Below are 21,975 nucleotides of genomic sequence, written 5' to 3' on the forward strand. Positions count from 1 at the left end.
CATGCAACGACAGCACGCCCCATACCGCGCCGACGTAGTCGGCAGCTTTTTACGCCCGGATGCCATCAAGCAGGCTCGCCTGAAGTTCGCCAGCGGCGAGATTGATGCCGGACAGCTTCGCGCGGTGGAGGACGAGGCTATTCGCCACGTCGTCGAGCAGCAGTGCGCGTGCGGTCTGCATGTGGTGACCGACGGTGAATTTCGCCGTGCCTGGTGGCACTTCGATTTCTTCGACGGTCTTCAGGGCGTTGAGCGTTACGATTCACAGCAGGGGATTCAGTTCAACGGAGTACAAACCAAAGCCCACGGCGTGCGCGTGACCGGCAAGCTGGGCTTTGGCGACCACCCGATGCTGGAAGACTTCCGCTATCTGAAAAGCATCAGCGGCAATGCCCAGCCGAAGATGACCATTCCCAGCCCAAGCGTGCTCCATTTCCGCGGCGGGCGCAAAGACATCGACGCGACGGTGTACCCGGATCTGAACGACTATTTCGACGATCTGGCAACCACCTGGCGCGACGCCATCCGCGCATTCTACGACGCGGGCTGCCGTTATCTGCAGCTGGACGACACCGTCTGGGCCTACCTCTGCTCGGACGACCAGCGCCGTCAGATCCGCGAGCGCGGCGACGATGCCGATGAGCTGGCGCAAATCTATGCCCGCGTGCTGAACAAGGCCCTGGAAGGCAAGCCGGAGGATCTGACCATCGGGCTGCACGTCTGCCGCGGTAACTTCCGATCAACCTGGATTTCCGAAGGCGGCTACGAGCCGGTAGCGGAAGTGCTGTTCGGGACGGTCAACGTTGACGCATTCTTCCTGGAATACGATAACGACCGCAGCGGGGATTTCGCGCCGCTGCGCTTCGTTCGCCCGGGCAAGCAGCAGGTGGTGCTGGGCCTGATCACCACGAAAAACGGTGAGCTGGAGAACCCGGAAGGCGTGAAGGCCCGTCTGGAAGAGGCGACGAAATACGTGGCGAAAGAGCAAATCTGCCTCAGCCCGCAGTGCGGTTTTGCCTCCACCGAAGAGGGCAACAGCCTGAGCGAGTCCCAGCAGTGGGATAAGGTCCGTCTGGTGACGCAGATCGCCAGCGAAGTCTGGTAAAACCGCTTCCTCAGCGCTGCATTATAAAAGTGCAGCGCTGTGCCATTCTGAGTCGTTCTCTTTACATCCTGCCGTCTGTCTCCTGCAATAGCGCTTCCTCCATTCTGGCATCCTTTTTGCTCCTGCTTCGCTGACACCTTTATTTCCGCGTCCATGCCGTAACGGACGTTTTCGCATAGCGTTCTTTTTCAGGAGTGAAAATATGCAGCGTCGTACCTTATTAAAAGCCTTTGCGTTATCCGCGTCCGTCGTGGCGATGGGAATGAGTTTTGGCGTGCAGGCGGCCGACACCATCAAAGTGGGGATCATGCACTCTCTGTCCGGCACGATGGCCATCTCCGAAACCCCGCTAAAGGACGTCGCCCTGATGACCATCGACGAGATCAACGCCAAAGGCGGCGTGCTGGGTAAGAAACTGGAGCCTGTGGTGGTGGATCCAGCCTCAAACTGGCCGCTGTTTGCCGAGAAGGCTCGCCAGCTGCTGAGCCAGGATAAAGTTGCGGTGGTGTTCGGCTGCTGGACATCGGTTTCGCGCAAATCCGTGCTGCCGGTGTTTGAGGAGCTGAACGGCCTGCTGTTCTATCCGGTGCAGTATGAAGGCGAAGAGATGTCGCCAAACGTCTTCTATACCGGCGCGGCGCCGAACCAGCAGGCCATCCCGGCGGTGGAATACCTGATGAGCGAGGACGGCGGCGGGGCGAAGCGCTTCTTCCTGCTGGGTACCGACTACGTTTACCCGCGCACCACCAACAAGATCCTGCGCGCGTTCCTGCATTCGAAAGGGGTTGAGGATAAGGACATCGAAGAGGTTTACACCCCGTTTGGTCACAGCGACTACCAGACCATCGTCGCCAGCATCAAGAAATTCTCCGCCGGCGGCAAAACCGCCGTGGTGTCGACCATCAACGGCGACTCCAACGTGCCGTTCTACAAAGAGCTGGCTAACCAGGGGCTGAAGGCCACCGACGTGCCGGTGGTGGCGTTCTCCGTCGGCGAAGAAGAGCTACGCGGAATCGACACCAAACCGCTGGTGGGTAACCTGGCGGCGTGGAACTACTTTGAGTCCGTGGATAATCCAACCAACCAGGCGTTCGTCGCGGATTACAAAGCCTATGCGAAGGCGCACAAGCTGCCGAATGCCGATACCGTGGTGACAAACGACCCGATGGAAGCGACTTACGTGGGGATCCATATGTGGGCGCAGGCGGTGGAAAAAGCGGGCACCACCGACGTGGATAAGGTGCGCGCGGCGATGGCCGGTCAGTCATTTAAGGCGCCGTCTGGCTTTACGCTCACCATGGATGCCACCAACCATCATCTGCATAAGCCGGTCATGATCGGTGAAATTGAAGGCAACGGCCAGTTCAACGTGGTCTGGCAGACGGAACAGCCGGTGCGCGCCCAGCCGTGGAGTCCGTTCATCGCTGGGAATGACAAAAAGCCCGACCAGCCGATGAAAACCGCCAGCAACTAGGCCATTGCCTCAGGGAGAAACGTCATGAACGCCATGCGCATGTTCATCGCTCTTGTATGGCTTTCCGGACTGCTGCCAGGGATGGCGCAGGCATCGGATGCCGATCGTTTTGTTGCCGCCAGCCGCGGCCAGCAGGCGGAGCTCCTCACGCAGTGGGCCGCCGCGCCGGATGCCGCCAGGCTTCCGCTGCTTCAGTCCCTGCAAAAGGAAAACCTGTATACCGACAGCCAAAAGCACGCCTTTGCGAAGCGTAATGGCGAAATGGTTTCGCTCGGTGACGCCCGCGCGGCAGTAGGGCAAACCAAAGCCGTACGCCTGACAAACCGGCTGCGTGTGCTGGCTGCAACGGCCATTGCCACGCATCAGCTTGTTAGTGACAGTGTCACCGAAAGACGGGCGGCAGCCCGTCAGCTCCAGCGTGATGCTCAGCCCGACATGCTCGCTTTTATGGAAAAGCGCGCCGGGGATGAAGCGGACGCCGTGGCGCGTCAGGCGCTGCTGCTGGCGGTGGCAAACCTCCAGCTGGCGAGCCCGCAGCCGGAAGTGCGCCGCAGGGCCGTCGAACTGCTGGGCCAGTCAGACGATCCGGACGTACAGTCCAGACTCACTCCGTTTACCCAGGCGCAGACCGAGCCGGATGCCGGCGTGCGCGCTGCCGCAGAAGAGAGCCTTAGCCAGATTACGCATCGCCTGATGTGGGGCGATCTGCTGGGCCAGGCGTTTATGGGGCTTTCTCTGGGGTCGGTGTTGCTGCTGGCCGCGCTGGGGCTTGCGATCACCTACGGTCTGCTGGGCGTCATTAACATGGCCCACGGCGAGATGCTGATGCTGGGGGCGTACGCCACGTGGATGGTGCAGCAGGCAATGGCCGGGCTTGCCCCTCAGTGGCTGGCGCTCTATCCCGTTATCGCCTTGCCGGTAGCGTTCTGCCTGACGGCGGGCATTGGAATGGTGCTGGAGCGCACCGTGATCCGTCACCTGTACGGTCGTCCGCTGGAAACCCTGCTGGCGACCTGGGGGATCAGCCTGATGCTCATCCAGCTGGTGCGCATGACCTTTGGTGCCCAGAACCTCGAGGTGGCAAACCCGGCATGGCTTTCCGGCGGGGTGCAGGTTTTTGCCAACCTGACACTGCCGTGGAACCGCATTGTGGTGCTGGGCTTCGTGCTGCTGGTGCTGTTCTTCACCTGGCTGATTCTGAATAAAACCCGTCTTGGGCTGAACGTGCGCGCGGTGACGCAAAACCGCAGCATGGCCGCCTGCTGCGGGGTACCGACCGGGCGCGTCGATATGCTGGCGTTTGGGCTGGGCTCAGGGATCGCCGGGTTAGGCGGCGTGGCGTTATCCCAGCTTGGTAACGTCGGGCCGGAGCTTGGTCAGGGGTACATCATCGACTCGTTCCTCGTAGTCGTTCTCGGTGGCGTAGGCCAGCTGGCAGGCAGCGTGGCCGCCGCGTTCGGGCTGGGCATATTCAATAAAATCCTTGAGCCGCAGATGGGTGCGGTGCTGGGCAAGATCGTGATTCTGGTGGCGATCGTCCTGTTTATCCAGAAGCGTCCTCAGGGGCTGTTTGCGCTGAAAGGGAGGGTGATTGACTGATGAGCCAGCCGCTGACCTTAACGCTGGCGCGTAAAGCGCCGCGCACGACACAGATTGCAGGCAGCCTGCTGGTGGCGTGTCTGCTGATTTTACCGTTTTTCGCCTTGCTGCCCGCCACGCATCCGCTGGCGCTGTCGACCTGGATGCTGACGCTCATCGGCAAGATCCTCTGCTATGCCATCGTTGCGGTGGCGCTGGATCTGGTGTGGGGCTACGCCGGTATGCTCTCTCTTGGACACGGCATCTTCTTCGCCCTGGGCGGCTATGCGATGGGCATGTACCTGATGCGCCAGGCGTCAGGCGACGGCCTGCCCGCGTTTATGTCGTTTCTCTCCTGGAGCGAGCTGCCGTGGTTCTGGTGGGGCACCCAGCACTTTGCCTGGGCGCTGGTGCTGATCGTGATGGTGCCGGGTTTGCTGGCGCTGGTGTTTGGCTGGTTTGCCTTCCGCTCGAAGATCAAAGGGGTTTACTTCTCGATTATGACCCAGGCGCTGACCTACGCGGGCATGCTGCTGTTCTTTCGCAACGAAACCGGCTTTGGCGGCAATAACGGCTTTACCGGTTTTACCACGCTGCTTGGGTTTTCGGTGACGGAAACGGCAACCCGCATCGCGCTGTTCCTGGCGACGGTGCTGTTGCTGCTTCTGGCGTTGGGCACCGGATTTGCGCTGGCGAAGAGCAAGTTTGGCCGCATCCTGACCGCCGTGCGCGACGCGGAAAACCGCCTGACGTTCTGCGGGTACGATCCGCGCGGGTTCAAGCTGCTGGTGTGGACGCTCTCTGCCGTGCTGTGCGGCCTGGCGGGGGCGCTGTACGTTCCGCAGGTGGGCATTATTAACCCCGGTGAAATGTCGCCGACCAACTCGATAGAAGCCGCCATCTGGGTGGCGCTGGGCGGGCGCGGCACCCTGGTGGGGCCGGTGATTGGCGCGGCGCTGGTGAACGGGGCGAAAAGCTTCTTTACCGTTGCCATGCCGGAGTACTGGCAGCTGTTTCTGGGGCTGATTTTTATCGCCGTCACGCTGTTCCTGCCGCGCGGCGTCTACGGTCTGTTGCGTAAGGGAGAGAAATAATGCAGCCAACGGAAGAGTTATTTACCCGCCAGTTGCCCGGCGATCGCTACCGGGACCAGACTGACCCGGTGCTTCAGCTTGAGGCCATTAACGTCAGTTTCGACGGCTTCCAGGCGCTGACCGATCTCACCCTGAATATCGGGGTGGGCGAGTTGCGCTGCGTGATTGGCCCCAACGGGGCCGGTAAAACCACGCTGATGGACGTGATTACCGGCAAAACCCGACCCAAAAGCGGGAGAGCGATTTACGACCAGTCCATCGACCTGACCGGGCTGGAGCCTGCGGCCATTGCTCGCCAGGGGATTGGCCGAAAATTCCAGAAACCCACGGTCTTTGAAGCGCTGACGGTGTGGGAGAACCTTGAGATCGCCATGAAAACCGATAAATCCGTCTGGGCGAGCCTGCGGGCAAAACTCAACGGCGAGCAGCGGGACCGCATTGACGAGATGCTGGTTCTTCTGCGCCTTGGTAGCGAGCGGGACCGTCGCGCCGGGCTGCTTTCGCACGGGCAGAAACAGTTCCTGGAGATCGGCATGCTGCTGGTGCAGGACCCGCACCTGCTGCTGCTGGATGAACCCGCCGCCGGGATGACCGATGCGGAAACGGAATACACCGCCGAGCTGTTCAAAACCCTGGCGGGCAAGCATTCGCTGATGGTGGTGGAGCATGACATGGGCTTTGTTGAAACGATTGCCGACCACGTCACGGTGCTGCATCAGGGCCGCGTGCTGGCGGAAGGCTCGCTTCGCGAGGTGCAGGCCAACGAGCAGGTAATTGAGGTCTATCTGGGCCGCTAAGGAGCGATGATGTTACAGGTTAACGAACTGAATCAGTACTACGGCGGCAGCCATATCCTGCGCGGCGTGAGCTTCGAAGCCGCTGCCGGCGAAGTCACCTGCCTGCTGGGGCGCAACGGCGTCGGGAAAACCACGCTGCTGAAGTGCCTGATGGGGCTGATCCCGGCGAAAACCGGGGAGGTCATCTGGCAGGGTAAAACGATCACCCACAGCAGGCCGCACCAGCGGGTGCAGTCCGGCGTGGTGTATGTCCCGCAGGGCCGCGAGATTTTCCCGCGCCTGACCGTGGAAGAGAACCTTTTGCTTGGGCTGTCGCGTTTTTCCGCCCGCGAGGCAAAGCAGGTTCCTGACGAGATCTGGCAGCTGTTTCCGGTTCTCAAAGAGATGAAGCACCGCCGCGGGGGCGATCTCTCCGGCGGGCAGCAGCAGCAGCTGGCGATTGGTCGCGCGCTGGCGAGCCGTCCGCAGCTGCTGATTCTGGACGAACCGACGGAAGGCATACAGCCTTCCGTCATCAAAGAGATTGGCCAGGTGATCCGCACCCTCGCAAACAGAGGCGATATGGCAATCCTGCTCGTCGAGCAGTTTTACGACTTTGCCGCCGAGCTGGCCGACAGCTATCTCCTGATGTCCCGCGGCACTATCATTCAGCGCGGGAGGGGCGAAAATATGGAGCAGGAGGGCGTTCGCGGCCTGGTTGCGATTTGAAATGTTATATTATAACATTCTCATTCTTATAAAACGGAATGAGGGCGTTACTTTGGCTGCACATATTGGAAAATTTGCCATGACTCTGGGGGCGCTGCTGGTCAGCGGCCAGCTGTTTGCTCACTCGCACGGCCATCAGATGACCGAAGCGGAACAGAAGGCGGCGAACGGCGTGTTTGAGGATAAAGACGTGAAGGACAGAACGCTGTCCGACTGGGACGGCACCTGGCAGTCGGTGTATCCGTTCCTGCTGGACGGTTCGCTGGATCCGGTCTTCAAACAGAAAGCGCAGAAGGATAAAAGCAAAACCTTTGACAAGGTGAAAGCGTACTACCGCAAGGGATATGCCACGGACGTGGATGCCATCGGCATTGAAAATAACGTAATGGAATTCCACAGAGGCAAGGCGGTCAGCAGCTGTCAGTATGACTACAGTGGCTACAAAATTCTGACCTACGCATCGGGCAAAAAAGGCGTTCGCTATCTGTTTGAGTGTAAGGATGCCGACAGCAAGGCGCCGAAGTTCGTGCAGTTCAGCGACCACATCATCGGGCCGAAAGCCTCATCGCATTTCCATATTTTTATGGGCAATACCTCCCACGAGGCGCTGCTGAAAGAGATGGACAACTGGCCGACCTATTATCCAAACGAGATGTACAAAGAGCAGGTGGTGGAGGAGATGCTGCACCACTGATGCGTTATTGCCGGGTGGCGGCTTCGCCTTACCCGGCCACTATTTTTTACGCCGCTTTGGGGGATTCGTTCCACGCCTTCACGCTCATTCCCCGCAAAATCATCAGCCAGGCAACGACGATGGCAACCATCATGATTGCAAACAGCGACCAGTGCGGCAGGTTGGTCAGGATAATGCCGGTGATCATCGGGTTTGCCGCCGCGCCGAGCCAGCCCAGCGCCTGCGCGGAAAAATAGCTGGCCTTCATCCCCGGCGGGGCGATGTTGTCGATCAGCATGTATTCACCCGGTGCGTAGATAATCTCACCCAGCGTAAAGATGGCGGCGGCGATGCCCCAGTAAATCAGGTTCTCCCCGGAGAGCATAAAGCCTCCCAGCCCCAGGATAAAAAACAGCGTTGCGGCGGTCATTAAAGGCCGAATATTGCTGGCGGAGATCTTCCGTCCCAGCGCGTACTGCAGCGTTACCACCACGGCGGCGTTAACGGGCAGCACCACGGCGACTACCTTCTGGGCAAAATCGCTGTCGGCATTGGCGGCCAGTACGTATTGCGAAATGCAGCTGGCGAACGATCCACCCACGTAAGACGCGAGCAGGCCGGAGAGGGTGAACCAGAACAGGGCGCGATCTTTCAGCAGCACCGACGGCTGCCAGGGCATCTTCTCCTCGGCGGTATCCAGCGCGACGCTTTTTTGCACGAAGAAATGTATAAACCCGAGCGGCAGCGCGGCGCAGAAGGCCGCCAGCCAGAACGGCAGCTGCAGGCTGTACATCACCAGCAGGGTGCCAATCGGCGGCCCTATGGTCCAGCCAATGTTCAGGAAGCTGTAGTTGAGCGAGAAGACGCGCGCTTTCTGGCTGGAGGTCAGCACGTCCGAGAACCAGGCTTTCAGCACCGTCGAAAAGACGGAATAGGCGCAGTTAATCAGGGAAAAGAACAGCACTACCAGGGTGACGTTATCCACCAGCGGAATCGCGACAAAACCGGCGATAAAAGCCACGATCGCGATCAGCATATAGCGTTTTTTATCAAACTTATCGGCCAGAATGCCAAATCCCAGGCTGAACACCACGCCAACGGTCAGCGCAATCGTCAGGGCATAACCAATATTCTCGACGCTCATATTAAACACGCGCGTGAGATAAATGGTCATGAACGGCAGCGTTGCCCCCCGACCGATGGTTAATAACAATGACGATGCCAGCAGCGCTGCGGTTGAGCGCCTGAAAGATGGTTTCATATTCCTTCCCGACGGTTGCTTATGCTTTTTTTAGACGAGTGTTAACAGGATTACCATGACATAAGGGGCTTGTATAGCACCCGATTTATCCCTAAGTGCTTCAGCTGCCTGCCAGAAATAATGATCTTCTCGCGGCACACTTTTTTCTGTTACCTTGAACTGTTAACAAATTATTAATAATTCAGGGGCAGGGTATGACGCGTAAAGACGGACTGCTGGCGTTGCTGGTGGTCGTGGTATGGGGGCTCAATTTTGTGGTCATCAAGCTGGGATTGCACAACATGCCCCCGCTGATGCTGGCCGGTTTGCGTTTTATGCTGGTGGCGTTCCCGGCGCTATTTTTCGTCGCCCGTCCGAAAATCCCGTTAAAACTGCTGCTGGGCTACGGTCTGACCATCAGCTTTGGCCAGTTCGCGTTTCTCTTCTGCGCCATCAAGTTCGGCATGCCGGCCGGTCTGGCCTCGCTGGTGTTACAGGCGCAGGCGTTCTTTACCATTATTCTCGGCGCGTTCGTGTTTGGCGAACGCCTGCAGGGCAAGCAGCTGGCGGGGATAACGCTGGCGGTATTTGGCGTGCTGGTGCTGATTGAAGCCAGCCTGAACGGTCAGGATGTGGCGCTGCTCGGGTTTATGCTTACGCTGGCGGCGGGGCTGAGCTGGGCGTGCGGCAATATTTTCAACAAGCTGATTATGCAGCACGAGGCGAGGCCTCAGGTGATGTCCCTGGTGGTCTGGAGCGCATTGATTCCGATAATCCCGTTTCTAGTGGCGTCGTTTATTCTGGATGGCCCGGAGGTGATGCTGAATAGCCTGGTCGAGATCGATCTGACCACGATCCTTTCTCTTTTCTATCTGGCGTTTGTCGCCACCATCGTGGGCTACGGGATCTGGGGTTCGCTGCTGGGGCGCTATGAGACCTGGCGCGTCGCGCCGCTGTCTTTGCTGGTTCCGGTAGTGGGGCTTGCCAGTGCGGCGATACTGCTGGATGAAACGCTGAGCGCGCTGCAGCTGCTCGGTGCCGTGCTGATCATGGCCGGGCTGTACATCAACGTGTTTGGCCTGCGGGTTCGCCGGGCGGCGCGGGTAAGGGGATAGGGCATAAAAAAGCCCCGCGGCTGCGGGGCAAAAACGAATCAGAGGCCGTGCTGATTATAATAAGGCACGCCTAATTCGTCGGATTTGTCGCTACCAGCACCCATGTGGTTGAAATCATAAGGCGACTGGTCATGTGCTGACGGCAAAATCATCGTGTCATGATTATTTTGCTGCGTTGCACCTGGGGTTTGCTCCGCGAAGGTCTGGCTGGAAAACAGCACCAGCAAGGCGAGGGCGGCGGAGGCGGTAACTTTCATTTTTTCCTCGGTTACGTCTTTTACAGGCGATGATTAACTACAGTGTTTTAACGGATACAGGTAACGGGATTCACCCGGCACGCTGGTAATTCGGTACTTATGAGGCGGCACGTCAAAATAGTTCTTGAACGTACGCGTGAGGGTTTGCTGTGATTCAAATCCGTAACGCTCCGCCAGATAAAGGATCGGTTCATTGCTTTCTTTCAGTTTCTGGGCAATTTCCGTCAGCTTGCGGCTGCGAATATATTGACCTAATGAATGACCGGTCTCTTTTTTGAACATCCGTTGCAGGTGCCATTTGGAGTAACCTGAACGCTCAGACACTTTTTCAAGGGAGAGCGGCGATTCCAGGTTATCTTCGATCCAGTCCAAAATGCTATGAATAGTGATAGCGTCAGTATTGCGTCTGGACATCGTCATACCTCTTTTTCTGTTTACGGCAGTATTTTCTTCAGCAAAAGCTCAAGGGTAGCCACTTCATCTGCCGTTAAGTTTTTTGTTAGTTCCTGATGCAGTGTTTGTCCTACTAATTGATGACATTGCTCGCACATAGCCGCACCATCGCTGGTGAGCCTGACCAGTACGCCGCGTTTGTCATTCGGGTTAGGGCTTCGTTCTACCCATCCTTTGCAGACGAGACGATCGAGCATGCGGGTTAACGCACCCAGATCGACAGAGAGCACCTTTTTCAGCTCAACCGGCGTGATACACACTTCGCAGCGAATGGAACACAGCACTTTGAACTGTGTTGCGGTGATATCCAGCGGTGACAGGTAGTCATTGAGCAGGCGATCTTTTTTCTGGTTAACCATATGAATAAGACGACCCAGCGGAACAACGTCGTTAAAGATATCACTGGTGCTTTTCACAATGGTTGCCCTGGCAAGTAGTTTAATCACGGCAGATATTATTGCTCAGGCAAGTATAAGTCAACTGAATGAATCAGCCGATGCCACGAATTGCTAAAACGTTTCATGAACGATTTTTGCAACCTTTCAAATCAGGAAGATAACAAACGGGTATCGTTCCCAAAGGAAAACTATCGTTACGTTGCGCCGATGGCTGAACGTCACACTTTCACCCTATAATTGCGATGTTAAATGTGGATAAGGACAACGACGCACTATGTTGGATTTGATTAAAGCAATTGGTCTCGGGCTGGTGGTACTGCTGCCGTTAGCTAACCCGTTAACGACGGTGGCGCTGTTCCTGGGGCTGGCAGGGAATATGAACAGCGCCGAGCGCAACCATCAGTCGATGATGGCTTCAGTGTATGTGTTTGCCATTATGATGGTGGCCTACTACGCCGGACAGCTGGTGATGAACACCTTCGGGATTTCAATTCCCGGGCTGCGTATTGCGGGCGGGCTGATTGTGGCCTTTATCGGCTTCCGCATGCTGTTCCCGGCGCAAAAAGCGCACGAGTCTCCGGAGGCAACCAGCAAATCTGAAGAGCTGGAGTCCGAACCGAGCGCGAATATTGCTTTTGTACCGCTGGCCATGCCGAGTACGGCCGGGCCGGGAACCATCGCGATGATCATCAGTTCTGCATCGACGGTGCGCGACAGCTCTACCTTCCCGGACTGGGTACTGACCGTTGCACCCCCGCTAATTTTTGCGCTTATTGGGGTTATCGTGTGGGCGTCTCTGCGCAGTTCCGGTGCGATCATGCGCTGGGTGGGCAAGGGCGGTATTGAGGCGATTTCCCGTCTGATGGGCTTCTTACTGGTCTGTATGGGCGTGCAGTTTATTATTAACGGCGTGCTGGAGATTATTAAGACCTACCACTGATGTCATTGCCGGGTGGCGGCTACGCCTTGCCCGGCACAAGCGCACCTCACCCGTGTTGCCCCTGTTCCTCCAGCGCCACCGGCCACTTGCGGAAGATGAGTACCGACCAGACGAGCGCGACGAGCGCCGGAATCGCCCCCAGATAGCCAATCGCCGACATCGATACGTGCAGGCTAATCTGATTACCCACCAGCGCCCCCGCGCCAATCCCCAGATTGAATATCCCCGAGAACAGCGACATCGCCACGTCCGTGGCATCCGGCGCCAGGGCCAGGACTTTCACCTGCATGCCGAGACCAATAATCATGATCGCCACGCCCCAGAACAGGCTCAGGATCGCCAGCTGGCTTTCGCTGCCTGACGCAGGCAGCAGCAGCACCAGGCACGCCAGCAGCAGGCCGATGGCGCTGCTCACCAGCAAGGAGGCATGCTGGTTACCCAGTTTACCAAACAGCACGCTGCCAATAATGCCCGCGCCGCCGAGAATGAGCAGTAAGAGGGTGGCAAAGTTTGCGCTAAAGCCCGCGACCACCTGCACAAACGGTTCAATGTAGCTGTACGCCGTGTAGTGCGCGGTGACCACGATAACGGTAAGCAGGTAGATACTCAGCAGCGCCGGGCGACGCATCAGCAGCGGCAGGCTTTTCAGCGAGCCGGAATGTTCGCTTGGCAGCGCGGGCAGCAGCTTAATCAGACACACCAGCGTCACCAGCGCGCCTATGCCGATGGCAAAGAAGGTGGTACGCCAGCCGAAGTACTGTCCCACGATGCGGCCAATGGGCAGCCCCAGCACCATCGCCAGCGCGGTACCGGTGGCAATCAGGCTCAAGGCCTGGGCGCGTTTACCCGCCGGCGCGAGTCGAATAGCCAGCGACGCGGTGATCGACCAGAACACCGCGTGGGCAAAGGCAATGCCGATGCGGCTAATGACCAGCACCGTAAAATTCCACGCCATAAACGACAGGACATGGCTGGCAATGAACAGGGCAAACAGGCCGATCAACAGCCTGCGCCGCTCCATCTGGCTGGTCAGCAACATAAACGGCAACGACATCAGCGCCACCACCCAGGCGTAGATAGTTAACATAATCCCCACCTGCGCCGTTTCCATCTGGAAGCTTTCTGCTATATCAGACAACAGCCCAACCGGAACAAATTCTGTGGTGTTAAAAATAAATGCCGCAATGGCCAGCGTGACCACGCGTAGCCACGCGACCCTGCGGGAAACTGTGTTCGTTGTCATAGGGATGTCGGAGATTCGTTGCTGGAAAGATGAGAAGGCGATCTTAAAACGCCATACGGCGAAAACTCAACCATTATGTGACGCAGATCTCAATATTTACCTTATGAAAGCGGTAGCCGGGGGCGTTGTTTTCATTGAATATAAAAGTACGACACAGCAAAGACAGGCGGTAAGACAATGCAGGCGATTGATTTTTATCTGGTAGATGCATTCAGCAATACCTCGTTCGGCGGCAATCCGGCAGCGGTTTGCCCGCTGAACGAATGGCTGCCGGATGAAACGTTACTGAAAATGGCGCAGCAGCATAATCAGTCGGAAACCGCATTTTTCGTCTGCACTAAGGGCGGCATTGAGCTACGCTGGTTTACCACGCTCACTGAAGTCAATCTCTGCGGTCACGCCACTCTGGCCGCCGCGTACGTTCTGTTTAATGAACTCGATTACCCCGACTCGCGGATCCACTTTGATACCGCCTCTGGCCGACTGACGGTCAGCCGGGAGGGCGAGTGGATGACGCTGGACTTCCCGGCGTGCCCGACCCGTGAAGAGACGCCGCCGCCGGAGATGCTCGCGGCGCTCGGTATCCGCCATTACGTTGAAGCCCGCAAAGGCCGCACCTGGGTGATTGTTCTGGAAAATCCCCGGCAGGTTGAAGCGCTTGCGCCGCGCTTTTCGGCAATGACGCCGGGCGAGCATAAAGTGAGCGTGACGGCACCGGGTGAAGGGGAATATGACTTTGTCAGCCGCTTCTTCTCACCGGGCGTTGCCGTTCCGGAAGATCCGGTGACTGGATCCGCGCACACGATGCTGATCCCCTACTGGAGCGAAAAGCTGGGGAAAACGGCAATGTTTGCCCGTCAGGTTTCGGCGCGCGGCGGGGATGTGCGCTGCGAGCTGAAAGGGGAGCGCGTATTGATGAGCGGTCAGGCGTCGTGCTACCTGAAAGGCACTGTGTATCTGCGCTAAAACTGATAACAAAAGAGGAAGAGACAATGCGGGAAATTGATTTTTATCTGGTGGATGCCTTCAGCGACAAAACCTTTGGCGGCAACGCGGCAGCGGTATGTCCTCTGGAAGAGTGGCTGCCGGACGAGACGCTTCTCAAAATGGCACAGCAGCATAACCAGTCGGAGACCGCGTTTTTTGTGCGAACCGACGGCGGATTTGAACTGCGCTGGTTCACCACGCTGCATGAAATTAACCTCTGCGGCCATGCGACCCTCGCGGCATCACACGTCATTTTTGAGTATCTGGACTATCCGCATACGGAAATCCACTTTACCACGCGCTTCGTAGGGGAGCTGACGGTCAAACGCAGCGGCGACTGGCTGACGCTGAATTTCCCCGCATGGTCCACGGAGGTCGTCGATAACCCACCGCCTGCACTGTTTAGCGCGCTGGGCATCCCGGCGGCAAAAGAGGTGCGTGTCGGGCGAGACTACCTCGTGGTGCTGGAGAGCCAGCAGCAGGTGGAGGCATTAATGCCGGATATTGGCGCGATGGTTCCGCTGGGCAAAATGGTCTGCGTAACCGCGCCGGGCGAAGGGGAATATGACTTCGTCAGCCGCTTTTTCTGCCCGGGCGAAGGGGTGCCGGAAGATCCGGTTACCGGGTCCACGCACAGCATGCTGATCCCCTACTGGAGTGAAAGGCTGGGTAAGACGTCTCTCAACGCCCGCCAGGTGTCGTACCGCGGCGGGGATCTTCGCTGCGAGCTGAAGGGCGACCGCGTACTCATTGCCGGTCAGGCCACCCTGTACCTGAAAGGGCGGATCTTTTTACGCTAGCGGCTGCGCGATAAGTTAATACTATGAAGTAGCCTGGCAGGCCTGCGCTATGTTGACATTGAGTTTCACAAATAAAGCAAGGAGCCTGCCATGTATTCCATTACCTCTGAATCTGCACGTCACCCGGACATTCTTAGGCTGATTGCGGCCCTCGACCGTTATCAGAGCGAACTTTATCCCGCCGAAAGCAACCATCTGCTCGATCTTTCAGAACTGCCCGCGACATCCCTTATCCTGATGATCGTCCGCGACCCGCAGCTTCAGGCCGTTGGCTGTGGAGCTATCGTGCTCAACGGCGACGGAACGGGGGAGATGAAGCGGGTTTATATCGATCCGGCCCATCGCGGGCAACATCTGGCTGAGAAGCTGCTGGCCGCGCTGGAAGATGAGGCCCTGAGCCGTCACTGCCATACCGTACGGCTGGAAACGGGCATCAAACAGCATGCCGCGATTCGTCTTTATGAACGAAGCGGCTACGATCGGCGTCCGGCGTTTGCCCCGTATGTGGACGATCCGCTTAGCCTTTTTATGGAGAAGGCGCTGGTTGAAGACGTTCGTTTAGCAGCGCTATAAACGCTTCCAGCTGGCGGGTCATCGCCCCACGTCGCCACACCAGCCAGGTAGTGAGCCAGCGCCAGTTTTCCGCCAGCGGCCAGGCTTCAACCTGATGGTGGCCCGGCATACTTTCCAGCATTGAGCGCGGCATCAGCGCGATGCCCGCGCCCGCGATGACGCAGGCGAGCATGCCGTGATAGGACTCCATCTCATGAATGCGTCCCGGGGCGGCTCTGTCTGCATGAAACCAGCTCTCCAGGTGTCGGCGATACGAGCAGTTTGCGCGAAAGGCATAAACATCGCTGCCGCTGACCTGCGCAGCGCGCGTTACCTCTGTCTGCCCGGTAGGGGTGACCAGCATCATCTCTTCCCGGTAGACCGGCATCCCCTCCAGCTCCGGGTGCGACAGCGGCCCGTCGACAAAGGCGGCGCTCAGGGTTCCCTCCAGTACGCCATCAATCATCGTCCCGGACGGCCCGGTAGACAGGGCAAACTGGATGCGCGGATAGCGCTGGTTAAACTGCGCCAGCGTCTCAGGGATGCGCACGGCGGCGGTGCTCTCCAGCGCGCCGAGGGCAAACAGCCCCTGCGGCTCATCGCCCGCGACGACCATGCGCGCTTCATCCACCAGCGCCAGGATCTGCCTGCTGTAGCGCAGGAAGTTATGCCCGGCGGGAGATAAGCGTAAACGCTGGTTCTCACGAATAAACAGCTCCACGCCAAGATCGGCCTCCAGCTGGCGGATGCGGGTCGTCAGATTCGAAGGTACGCGATGCACCTTCTGCGCCGCCTGGGTGATGCTGCCCGTCAGCGCGACGGCGTTAAACATTTCAAGCTGGGTTAAGTCCATAGTATTCTCGTTTCGTGAATAAGGTGGTCAGTATTATTCATTTTTAAGAAATAGCAGAGTGAGCCACACTTAATCAACCGAAATGCGTGGAGAACATCATGAAATATTCATCTGCTACACATGCTCTGTCCGTTAACCCTGCAACGGGTGAAACGCTCGCCTCGTATCCGTGGGCGACGCAGGAAGAGGTTGAACGTGCCATCGCGCTGGCTGATGCGGGCTTTCGTCACTGGCGGTGCGAAAGCGTAGCCCACCGGGCGCAGAAGCTGCGCGATCTCGGGGCCGCGCTGCGCGGTCGCGCGGAAGAGATGGCCCGGATGATGTCCCGCGAGATGGGAAAACCCATTCAGCAGGCGCGGGCGGAAGTGGCGAAATCAGCGGGCCTCTGCGACTGGTATGCCGAACATGGCCCGGCGATGCTGAATGCTGAACCCACGCAGGTCGAGAATGACAACGCTGTCATCGAGTATCGTCCGCTGGGGCCAATTCTGGCGGTGATGCCGTGGAACTTCCCGCTCTGGCAGGTGCTGCGCGGCGCGGTGCCGATCCTGCTGGCAGGTAATAGCTATCTGCTCAAACACGCGCCCAACGTGCTCGGCTCGGCGGAACTTATCGCGCAGATTTTTGCGGACGCCGGCTTCCCTGAAGGGGTATTCGGCTGGGTGAACGCCACCAATGACGGCGTAAGCCAGGCGATTAACGATCGTCGCATTGCGGCGGTAACCGTCACCGGCAGCGTGCGCGCCGGGGCCGCCATTGGCGCGCAGGCGGGGGCGGCGCTGAAAAAATGCGTTCTTGAGCTGGGGGGTTCTGACCCGTTCATCGTTCTCAACGATGCCGACCTGGATCTTGCCGTGAAGGCGGCGGTAGCAGGGCGCTACCAGAATACCGGGCAGGTGTGCGCGGCGGCCAAACGGTTCATCGTGGAAGAGGGTATTGCAGACACCTTTACCCGACGCTTCGTTGACGCCGTCTCCGCGTTAAAGATGGGCGCGCCGGATGAAGAAGAGAACTACCTTGGCCCGATGGCGCGCTATGATCTGCGCGATGAACTGCATCAGCAGGTGCAGGCGAGCCTGGCAGAAGGGGCAACGCTGCTGCTGGGGGGAGAAAAAATCAGCGGTGAGGGGAATTATTACGCGCCAACCGTGCTGGCGAACGTCACCCCATCGATGACGGCCTTCCGCCAGGAGCTGTTTGGTCCGGTCGCGGCCATTACCGTTGCGAAAGATGCGGCGCACGCCCTGACGCTTGCCAATGACAGCGACTTTGGCCTGTCTGCCACGGTCTTCACCGCCGACGCAGCGCTTGCGGATAAATTCTCTCGCGAGCTGGAGTGCGGCGGGGTGTTTATCAACGGATACAGCGCCAGCGACGCGCGCGTGGCCTTTGGTGGCGTGAAGAAAAGTGGCTTTGGCCGCGAGCTTTCCCATTTTGGTTTGCACGAGTTCTGTAATGTGCAGACGGTGTGGAAGGATCGCGTGTAATTTATTCGGCCCTCATCACGAGGGCCGTTGTCATTTATCTGCAATGGTTCTGTCATTTTCGTTTCGTAGACTCGCACGCGTCTAACGTCTTGTTACTGAAGAAAATTATGAACCTAACGCAAATTTTTCGCCGTATTGCGCAGCGTCTTATCCCTCGCCAGTTTGGCCTGCTGACGGGTATCTTTTGTATTATTGGCCTTTTCTCCGCGCTGCAGCTCTCCTCATCCTTTCTGCTGAACGCCTCCCTGAAGGAAGCTCAGCGCAATGAACGACAAAACCTGCTGGCGTATCAGCAGCAGAGCAAGCTGGATCTGGCGCGCGTCTCCCTGCTGGCGGCGAGCGATCTGCTCAACCGCTCCGGCGTCTGGTTTATGCAGGATAAAGAAACCGGCTCGGAAGGAAGCTGGCACAGCCTGATGGACGACGCACAAAAGTCGCTGGCGGTTTCTCAGCAGGCATGGAAGGCCTGGCTGGCGCTCAGCCCGCCAAAAGATGAGGCGCTGATTAACAGTTACCAGCTTTTCTACGATGCCATTAAGGAGCAATCGGAAGCGCTTGTCAGAACCAACTCGATTGATGCCTTTTTTGCCGTGCCGGCACAGGCGTTTCAGACCGACTTTAACGACAACTACGCGCGCTATCAGCAGGCCAGCGAGAAGCAGGCCATGCAGGGGCGTCAGGCCTTAATGGCGCAGCTCTCCGGTCTGCAAACGTTGTTCCTGCTGGCGCCGGTTCTGCTACTCGCCATCTCCGCAGCCGTCTGGTTCGGCATGTCCAGGTGGGTGATTACGCCGTTGCGTCGGCTTATTGCGCATATTAACCGGCTGGCCGCTGGAGATCTCTCCGGCACGCCGCCAAACGTGATGCGCTTTAACCGGGAGACGGGGCAGCTTAGCGACAGCGTGGCCACCATGCAGCGCGGCTTGCAGCAGCTGGTGACGCAGGTCAGCCACGCCACAGCCACGATGGTGGAGAACATTGGCTCCCTCGCGGAGGGAAACCAGAAGCTGTACCAGCAGTCGGCGCGTCAGGCAAAGGAGCTGGAGGAGGTTACAGCGCATATCGCGGCGCTGGAAACCCACGTGGAAGGGAATACCGGCTATGCCCGCCTCGCCAGCTCGCGCGCGGATGAAGCGCGTCAGGCTGCCGTAGGAGGCGACCAGATGATGTCGACCGTGAATGCCTCCATGCAGGCGATCGTCGAGCGATCGTCAGAGATGCGCGGGATCGTGGCGATGATCGACAGCGTGGCGTTTCAGACTAACATTCTGGCGCTCAACGCCGCCATTGAGGCCGCCCATGCCGGAAACCAGGGGCGCGGGTTTGCCGTCGTCGCCCGGGAAGTCGGGCTCCTGGCGCGAAAGAGCAGCCACTCGACGCAGACCATTCAGGAGTTGATCAACCGCTCCGTGCAGGGCATTGAAGACGGCTCCCGCGCCGTGAATCTGATGGAAGAGAACCTGCAGCAGGTCACCGGTCTGGTGGGCAATTTAAGCAGTTTGCTGAATGAAATCTCGACCGCCACGCTCAGTCAGGGAGAAAGTATTCACCAGATGACGCGCCAGCTACAGGCGCTGAATCAGGTCTCGCGCCAGACGGATCTGCTGGTTTCTGACGCCTCGGAGGCCTCTGAACGCCTGCAAAAGCAGTCCGATCTTTTATTGCAGGCCGTTTCGCGTTTTCGTCTTAGCGCCTGACGCAATACATTAGCCTCTGTTATACTCGCAGCCCGTTTTAGCCTGAGGGCAAGGAGCAAAGAGTGGCTGCGGTCATCCATAATGAGATGCTGGACGAGATTCTGGCGCAGGTTCGTCCGTTATTAGGAAAGGGGAAGGTAGCCGACTACATTCCGGCCCTTGCCTCGGTGAGCGGGAATAAGCTGGGCATCGCTATCTGTACCATAGACGGACAGCGATACCAGGCAGGCGATGCCACTGAACGCTTTTCTATTCAGTCTATTTCTAAAGTGCTGAGTCTGGTCGCGGCGATGCGCCAGTATGAGGAAGAAGAGATCTGGCAGCGCGTGGGAAAAGATCCGTCCGGTCAGCCCTTTAACTCACTGCTTCAGCTCGAAATCGAGCAGGGTAAACCGCGTAATCCCTTTATCAACGCCGGGGCGCTGGTGGTCTGCGATATGCTGCAAAGCCGCCTCAGCGCACCGCGTCAGCGAATGCTTGAGATTGTTCGTCAGCTTTCTGGCGTGGACGATATTGCCTATGATTCGGTGGTGGCGCGCTCGGAGTTTGAACACTCCGCCCGCAACGCGGCTATCGCCTGGCTGATGAAATCCTTCGGTAACTTCCACAACGACGTGGCGACCGTGCTGCAAAACTACTTCCATTACTGCGCCCTGAAGATGAACTGCGTTGAGCTGGCTCAGACGTTTCTGTTCCTTGCGCACCAGGGGCACGCGCCGCATCTCGATCAGGAGGTGGTTTCCCCGCTTCAGGCCCGTCAGGTTAACGCCCTGATGGCTACCAGCGGCATGTATCAGAACGCCGGGGAGTTTGCCTGGCGGGTTGGCCTTCCGGCCAAATCGGGCGTTGGCGGCGGGGTGGTGGCGATAGTGCCGCATGAAATGGCGATTGCCGTCTGGAGCCCGGAGCTGGATGAAACGGGAAATTCACTTGCCGGCGTGGCGGTTCTGGAGAAGCTGACCCAACGCCTGGGACGTTCTGTATACTGATGTCAGACCTGGATCCCCTCTTTTCCCGCCTGGCGCGATCGACGTTTCGCTCGCGCTTCCGCTTGGGCAATAAGGAACGACAGTACTGCTGGGACAAAGGCCCCGAAACCATTGACCAGCATGCCGCCGATTTTGTCGCTAAACGCCTTGCACCCGCGCAACCCGCAAACGACGGCAAGCAGACGCCCATGCGTGGCCACCCGGTGTTTATCGCCCAGCATGCCACCGCGACCTGCTGTCGGGGCTGTCTGGCAAAATGGCATAACATTCCCCAGGGCGTGCAGCTGAGCGCGCAGCAGCAACATTATATCGTCAGCGTGATCCACCGCTGGCTGGTGATACAGATGAACGCCCAAAAATGATATTTAATGCGTTCTGCGCTTACCGCCTGCAGCCTCGTACCTGGCTGGCGGACGAGCAAATCGTCATAACGCATTGACGTGAAATGGATAGCGGCTTAACAGGACGTCGAACGCTGACAATGTCTCGGTTTAAGCTACGCTTTGAGTAACGCTTTACGTCAGGAGACATTATGAAAGCACCTGCAACACCTGAAAATGAAATTGACAGACTTAACGCGCTGCGCGAATCGGGTCTGCTTGAGATTGACAGTTCCCCGGCGTTTGACCGCTTAACGCGTCTGGCAAAACGCTTTTTCCAGGTACCGCTGGCCATGGTCAACCTTATTGATGAGCATACGCTGATCGTTAAGTCTGCGGATGGGCAGGCACCCGATTCCGTTCCGCGCAACATCTCTTTTTGTGGCCATACCATCCTCACCGAAGCACCGCTGATCGTCGGGGATATGCTTCAGGACGATCGTTTTGCGGATAACCCGCTGGTGGCCGGCGAACCTCGCGTGCGGTTTTACGCAGGCTTTCCGCTGCGTTTACGCAACGGCGCAAGCGTTGGCTCGCTTTGCCTGATTGACTACGCACCGCGGGAGTTCTCAGCGACCGATCTCGCCGTGTTGGGGGATTTGGGCGCGCTGGCTGAAGATGAGTTTGCGGCAATCAGCGCGGCGACCACGGATGAATTGACCGGATTATTCAACCGACGGGGCTTTAACCAGCTCGTGCGGTTCACGCTCTCCATCGCCCGACGCCGGGCTGAGCCGTTAACGCTCGGCTGGCTGGATCTGGATCGTTTCAAGGAGATTAACGATCGCTACGGGCACGAAGAGGGGGATAAGGCGTTAAAGACCATGGCGCAGCTGATGCGCGCCTCTTTCCGCGAAGCGGATATGCTGGTTCGTTTTGGTGGCGATGAGTTTGCCGTGCTGTTTGCTGATACGGATGAGAAGGGCGCGTGGATTGCCATGCAGTATCTCGCCGAGCAGGTCGAAAACTACAATGCACGCAAGCTACATCCGTGGTCGCTTCTGTTCTCCTGGGGGCTGAGCGAATTCGATCATAACGGCAACGACCTGCAGCAGTGGCTCAAAGATGCCGATGAAAAAATGTATGCCATGAAGCAGCAGCGGCAGCGGGCCAGATGACATAACAAAAGCGTATGACCGTTCCGTTTGCGTTAAT

Annotated in this window: 23 protein-coding genes; 17 read left to right on the top strand and 6 right to left on the bottom strand. The window is 58.1% G+C overall.

Annotation, left to right across the window (positions count from 1 at the left end; genetic code table 11):
• Position 1: 1 nt before the first annotated feature.
• The 7 genes from ACMGGH_RS16620 (at position 2) to zinT (ending at position 7,450) form a co-directional block, all read left to right on the top strand.
• Complete coding sequence (locus ACMGGH_RS16620; protein WP_232948234.1) at positions 2-1,105, top strand: cobalamin-independent methionine synthase II family protein; 1,104 nt, start codon at positions 2-4, stop codon at positions 1,103-1,105.
• Between the two features lie 202 nt (positions 1,106-1,307).
• The gene (gene urtA / locus ACMGGH_RS16625; protein ID WP_028013130.1) at positions 1,308-2,579 is read left to right on the top strand and encodes an urea ABC transporter substrate-binding protein; all 1,272 of its coding nucleotides are present in this window, start codon (positions 1,308-1,310) and stop codon (positions 2,577-2,579) included.
• A 24-nt stretch (positions 2,580-2,603) separates the two neighbouring features.
• Entirely contained in the window at positions 2,604-4,178 is a 1,575-nt protein-coding gene (urtB, locus tag ACMGGH_RS16630; RefSeq protein WP_048999555.1) for an urea ABC transporter permease subunit UrtB, read from the top strand.
• On the top strand, positions 4,178-5,251 hold the full coding sequence (urtC, locus tag ACMGGH_RS16635; RefSeq protein WP_047368539.1) for an urea ABC transporter permease subunit UrtC: 1,074 nt from the start codon (positions 4,178-4,180) through the stop codon (positions 5,249-5,251). Before urtB ends, urtC begins: the two co-directional genes overlap by 1 nt.
• Positions 5,251-6,048 (top strand): urea ABC transporter ATP-binding protein UrtD, encoded by a 798-nt coding sequence (gene urtD / locus ACMGGH_RS16640; protein WP_059357535.1) that lies wholly within the window; start codon positions 5,251-5,253, stop codon positions 6,046-6,048. The genes urtC and urtD overlap by 1 nt, the downstream gene beginning before the upstream one ends.
• A gap of 9 nt (positions 6,049-6,057) precedes the next feature.
• Positions 6,058-6,756 (top strand): urea ABC transporter ATP-binding subunit UrtE, encoded by a 699-nt coding sequence (gene urtE / locus ACMGGH_RS16645; protein ID WP_232948385.1) that lies wholly within the window; start codon positions 6,058-6,060, stop codon positions 6,754-6,756.
• Between the two features lie 52 nt (positions 6,757-6,808).
• Positions 6,809-7,450, top strand: coding sequence for a metal-binding protein ZinT (gene zinT, locus ACMGGH_RS16650; RefSeq protein WP_232948235.1), 642 nt, complete (start codon positions 6,809-6,811; stop codon positions 7,448-7,450).
• A gap of 46 nt (positions 7,451-7,496) precedes the next feature.
• Here the strand turns inward: zinT and ydeE are convergent, their stop codons facing one another.
• On the bottom strand, positions 7,497-8,690 hold the full coding sequence (gene ydeE / locus ACMGGH_RS16655; RefSeq protein ID WP_232948236.1) for an efflux MFS transporter YdeE: 1,194 nt from the start codon (positions 8,688-8,690) through the stop codon (positions 7,497-7,499).
• A 194-nt stretch (positions 8,691-8,884) separates the two neighbouring features.
• On the opposite strand from ydeE, the gene eamA reads away from it, so the two are divergent.
• Positions 8,885-9,784: an O-acetylserine/cysteine exporter gene (gene eamA / locus ACMGGH_RS16660; protein WP_232948237.1), complete on the top strand. Its 900-nt coding sequence runs from the start codon at positions 8,885-8,887 to the stop codon at positions 9,782-9,784.
• Between the two features lie 38 nt (positions 9,785-9,822).
• On the opposite strand, the gene marB is transcribed toward eamA, so the two are convergent.
• From marB to marR, 3 genes are read right to left on the bottom strand one after another with little or no spacing between them, the layout of a single operon-like run.
• On the bottom strand, positions 9,823-10,041 hold the full coding sequence (gene marB, locus ACMGGH_RS16665; protein WP_028013138.1) for a multiple antibiotic resistance protein MarB: 219 nt from the start codon (positions 10,039-10,041) through the stop codon (positions 9,823-9,825).
• Positions 10,042-10,074: 33 nt separating this feature from the next.
• Positions 10,075-10,455, bottom strand: coding sequence for an MDR efflux pump AcrAB transcriptional activator MarA (gene marA / locus ACMGGH_RS16670; protein WP_008502237.1), 381 nt, complete (start codon positions 10,453-10,455; stop codon positions 10,075-10,077).
• 20 nt (positions 10,456-10,475) lie between these two features.
• Positions 10,476-10,910, bottom strand: a complete 435-nt coding sequence (gene marR, locus ACMGGH_RS16675) for a multiple antibiotic resistance transcriptional regulator MarR (protein ID WP_028013139.1) — start codon at positions 10,908-10,910, stop codon at positions 10,476-10,478.
• A gap of 256 nt (positions 10,911-11,166) precedes the next feature.
• Here marR and ACMGGH_RS16680 point away from each other — a divergent pair, with 256 nt between their 5' ends.
• Positions 11,167-11,832: a MarC family NAAT transporter gene (locus ACMGGH_RS16680; protein WP_041909999.1), complete on the top strand. Its 666-nt coding sequence runs from the start codon at positions 11,167-11,169 to the stop codon at positions 11,830-11,832.
• Positions 11,833-11,878: 46 nt separating this feature from the next.
• Here ACMGGH_RS16680 and ACMGGH_RS16685 read toward each other — a convergent pair whose 3' ends face one another.
• Positions 11,879-13,075, bottom strand: a complete 1,197-nt coding sequence (locus ACMGGH_RS16685) for a sugar transporter (protein WP_232948238.1) — start codon at positions 13,073-13,075, stop codon at positions 11,879-11,881.
• A 177-nt stretch (positions 13,076-13,252) separates the two neighbouring features.
• On the opposite strand from ACMGGH_RS16685, the gene ACMGGH_RS16690 reads away from it, so the two are divergent.
• The 3 genes from ACMGGH_RS16690 (at position 13,253) to ACMGGH_RS16700 (ending at position 15,435) form a co-directional block, all read left to right on the top strand.
• Positions 13,253-14,041, top strand: a complete 789-nt coding sequence (locus ACMGGH_RS16690; RefSeq protein WP_232948239.1) for a PhzF family phenazine biosynthesis protein — start codon at positions 13,253-13,255, stop codon at positions 14,039-14,041.
• A gap of 26 nt (positions 14,042-14,067) precedes the next feature.
• Positions 14,068-14,862: a PhzF family phenazine biosynthesis protein gene (locus ACMGGH_RS16695; protein ID WP_048999560.1), complete on the top strand. Its 795-nt coding sequence runs from the start codon at positions 14,068-14,070 to the stop codon at positions 14,860-14,862.
• A gap of 90 nt (positions 14,863-14,952) precedes the next feature.
• A complete protein-coding gene (locus ACMGGH_RS16700; protein WP_049137832.1) occupies positions 14,953-15,435 on the top strand; it encodes a GNAT family N-acetyltransferase in 483 nt (160 codons plus the stop codon).
• Here ACMGGH_RS16700 and ptrR read toward each other — a convergent pair.
• Entirely contained in the window at positions 15,389-16,267 is an 879-nt protein-coding gene (gene ptrR / locus ACMGGH_RS16705; protein WP_232948240.1) for a putrescine utilization regulator PtrR, read from the bottom strand. The genes ACMGGH_RS16700 and ptrR overlap by 47 nt on opposite strands.
• Positions 16,268-16,365: 98 nt before the next feature.
• Here ptrR and sad point away from each other — a divergent pair, with 98 nt between their 5' ends.
• The 5 genes from sad (at position 16,366) to ACMGGH_RS16730 (ending at position 21,938) form a co-directional block, all read left to right on the top strand.
• A complete protein-coding gene (gene sad / locus ACMGGH_RS16710) occupies positions 16,366-17,754 on the top strand; it encodes a succinate-semialdehyde dehydrogenase (RefSeq protein WP_232948241.1) in 1,389 nt (462 codons plus the stop codon).
• 107 nt (positions 17,755-17,861) lie between these two features.
• Positions 17,862-19,451 carry a methyl-accepting chemotaxis protein gene (locus ACMGGH_RS16715; RefSeq protein ID WP_232948242.1) on the top strand — a complete coding sequence of 530 codons (1,590 nt, stop codon included), beginning with the start codon at positions 17,862-17,864 and terminating at the stop codon, positions 19,449-19,451.
• A gap of 62 nt (positions 19,452-19,513) precedes the next feature.
• Positions 19,514-20,440: a glutaminase B gene (gene glsB, locus ACMGGH_RS16720; protein WP_028013148.1), complete on the top strand. Its 927-nt coding sequence runs from the start codon at positions 19,514-19,516 to the stop codon at positions 20,438-20,440.
• Entirely contained in the window at positions 20,440-20,802 is a 363-nt protein-coding gene (locus ACMGGH_RS16725) for a DUF4186 domain-containing protein (RefSeq protein WP_045260515.1), read from the top strand. The genes glsB and ACMGGH_RS16725 overlap by 1 nt, the downstream gene beginning before the upstream one ends.
• A 170-nt stretch (positions 20,803-20,972) precedes the next feature.
• On the top strand, positions 20,973-21,938 hold the full coding sequence (locus ACMGGH_RS16730) for a sensor domain-containing diguanylate cyclase (protein WP_028013150.1): 966 nt from the start codon (positions 20,973-20,975) through the stop codon (positions 21,936-21,938).
• Positions 21,939-21,975: the final 37 nt, after the last annotated feature.

The sequence above is a fragment of the Enterobacter sp. BNK-16 genome, from assembly GCF_048684955.1.
In the GTDB taxonomy this organism is placed as follows: Bacteria; Pseudomonadota; Gammaproteobacteria; order Enterobacterales; family Enterobacteriaceae; genus Enterobacter; species Enterobacter bugandensis.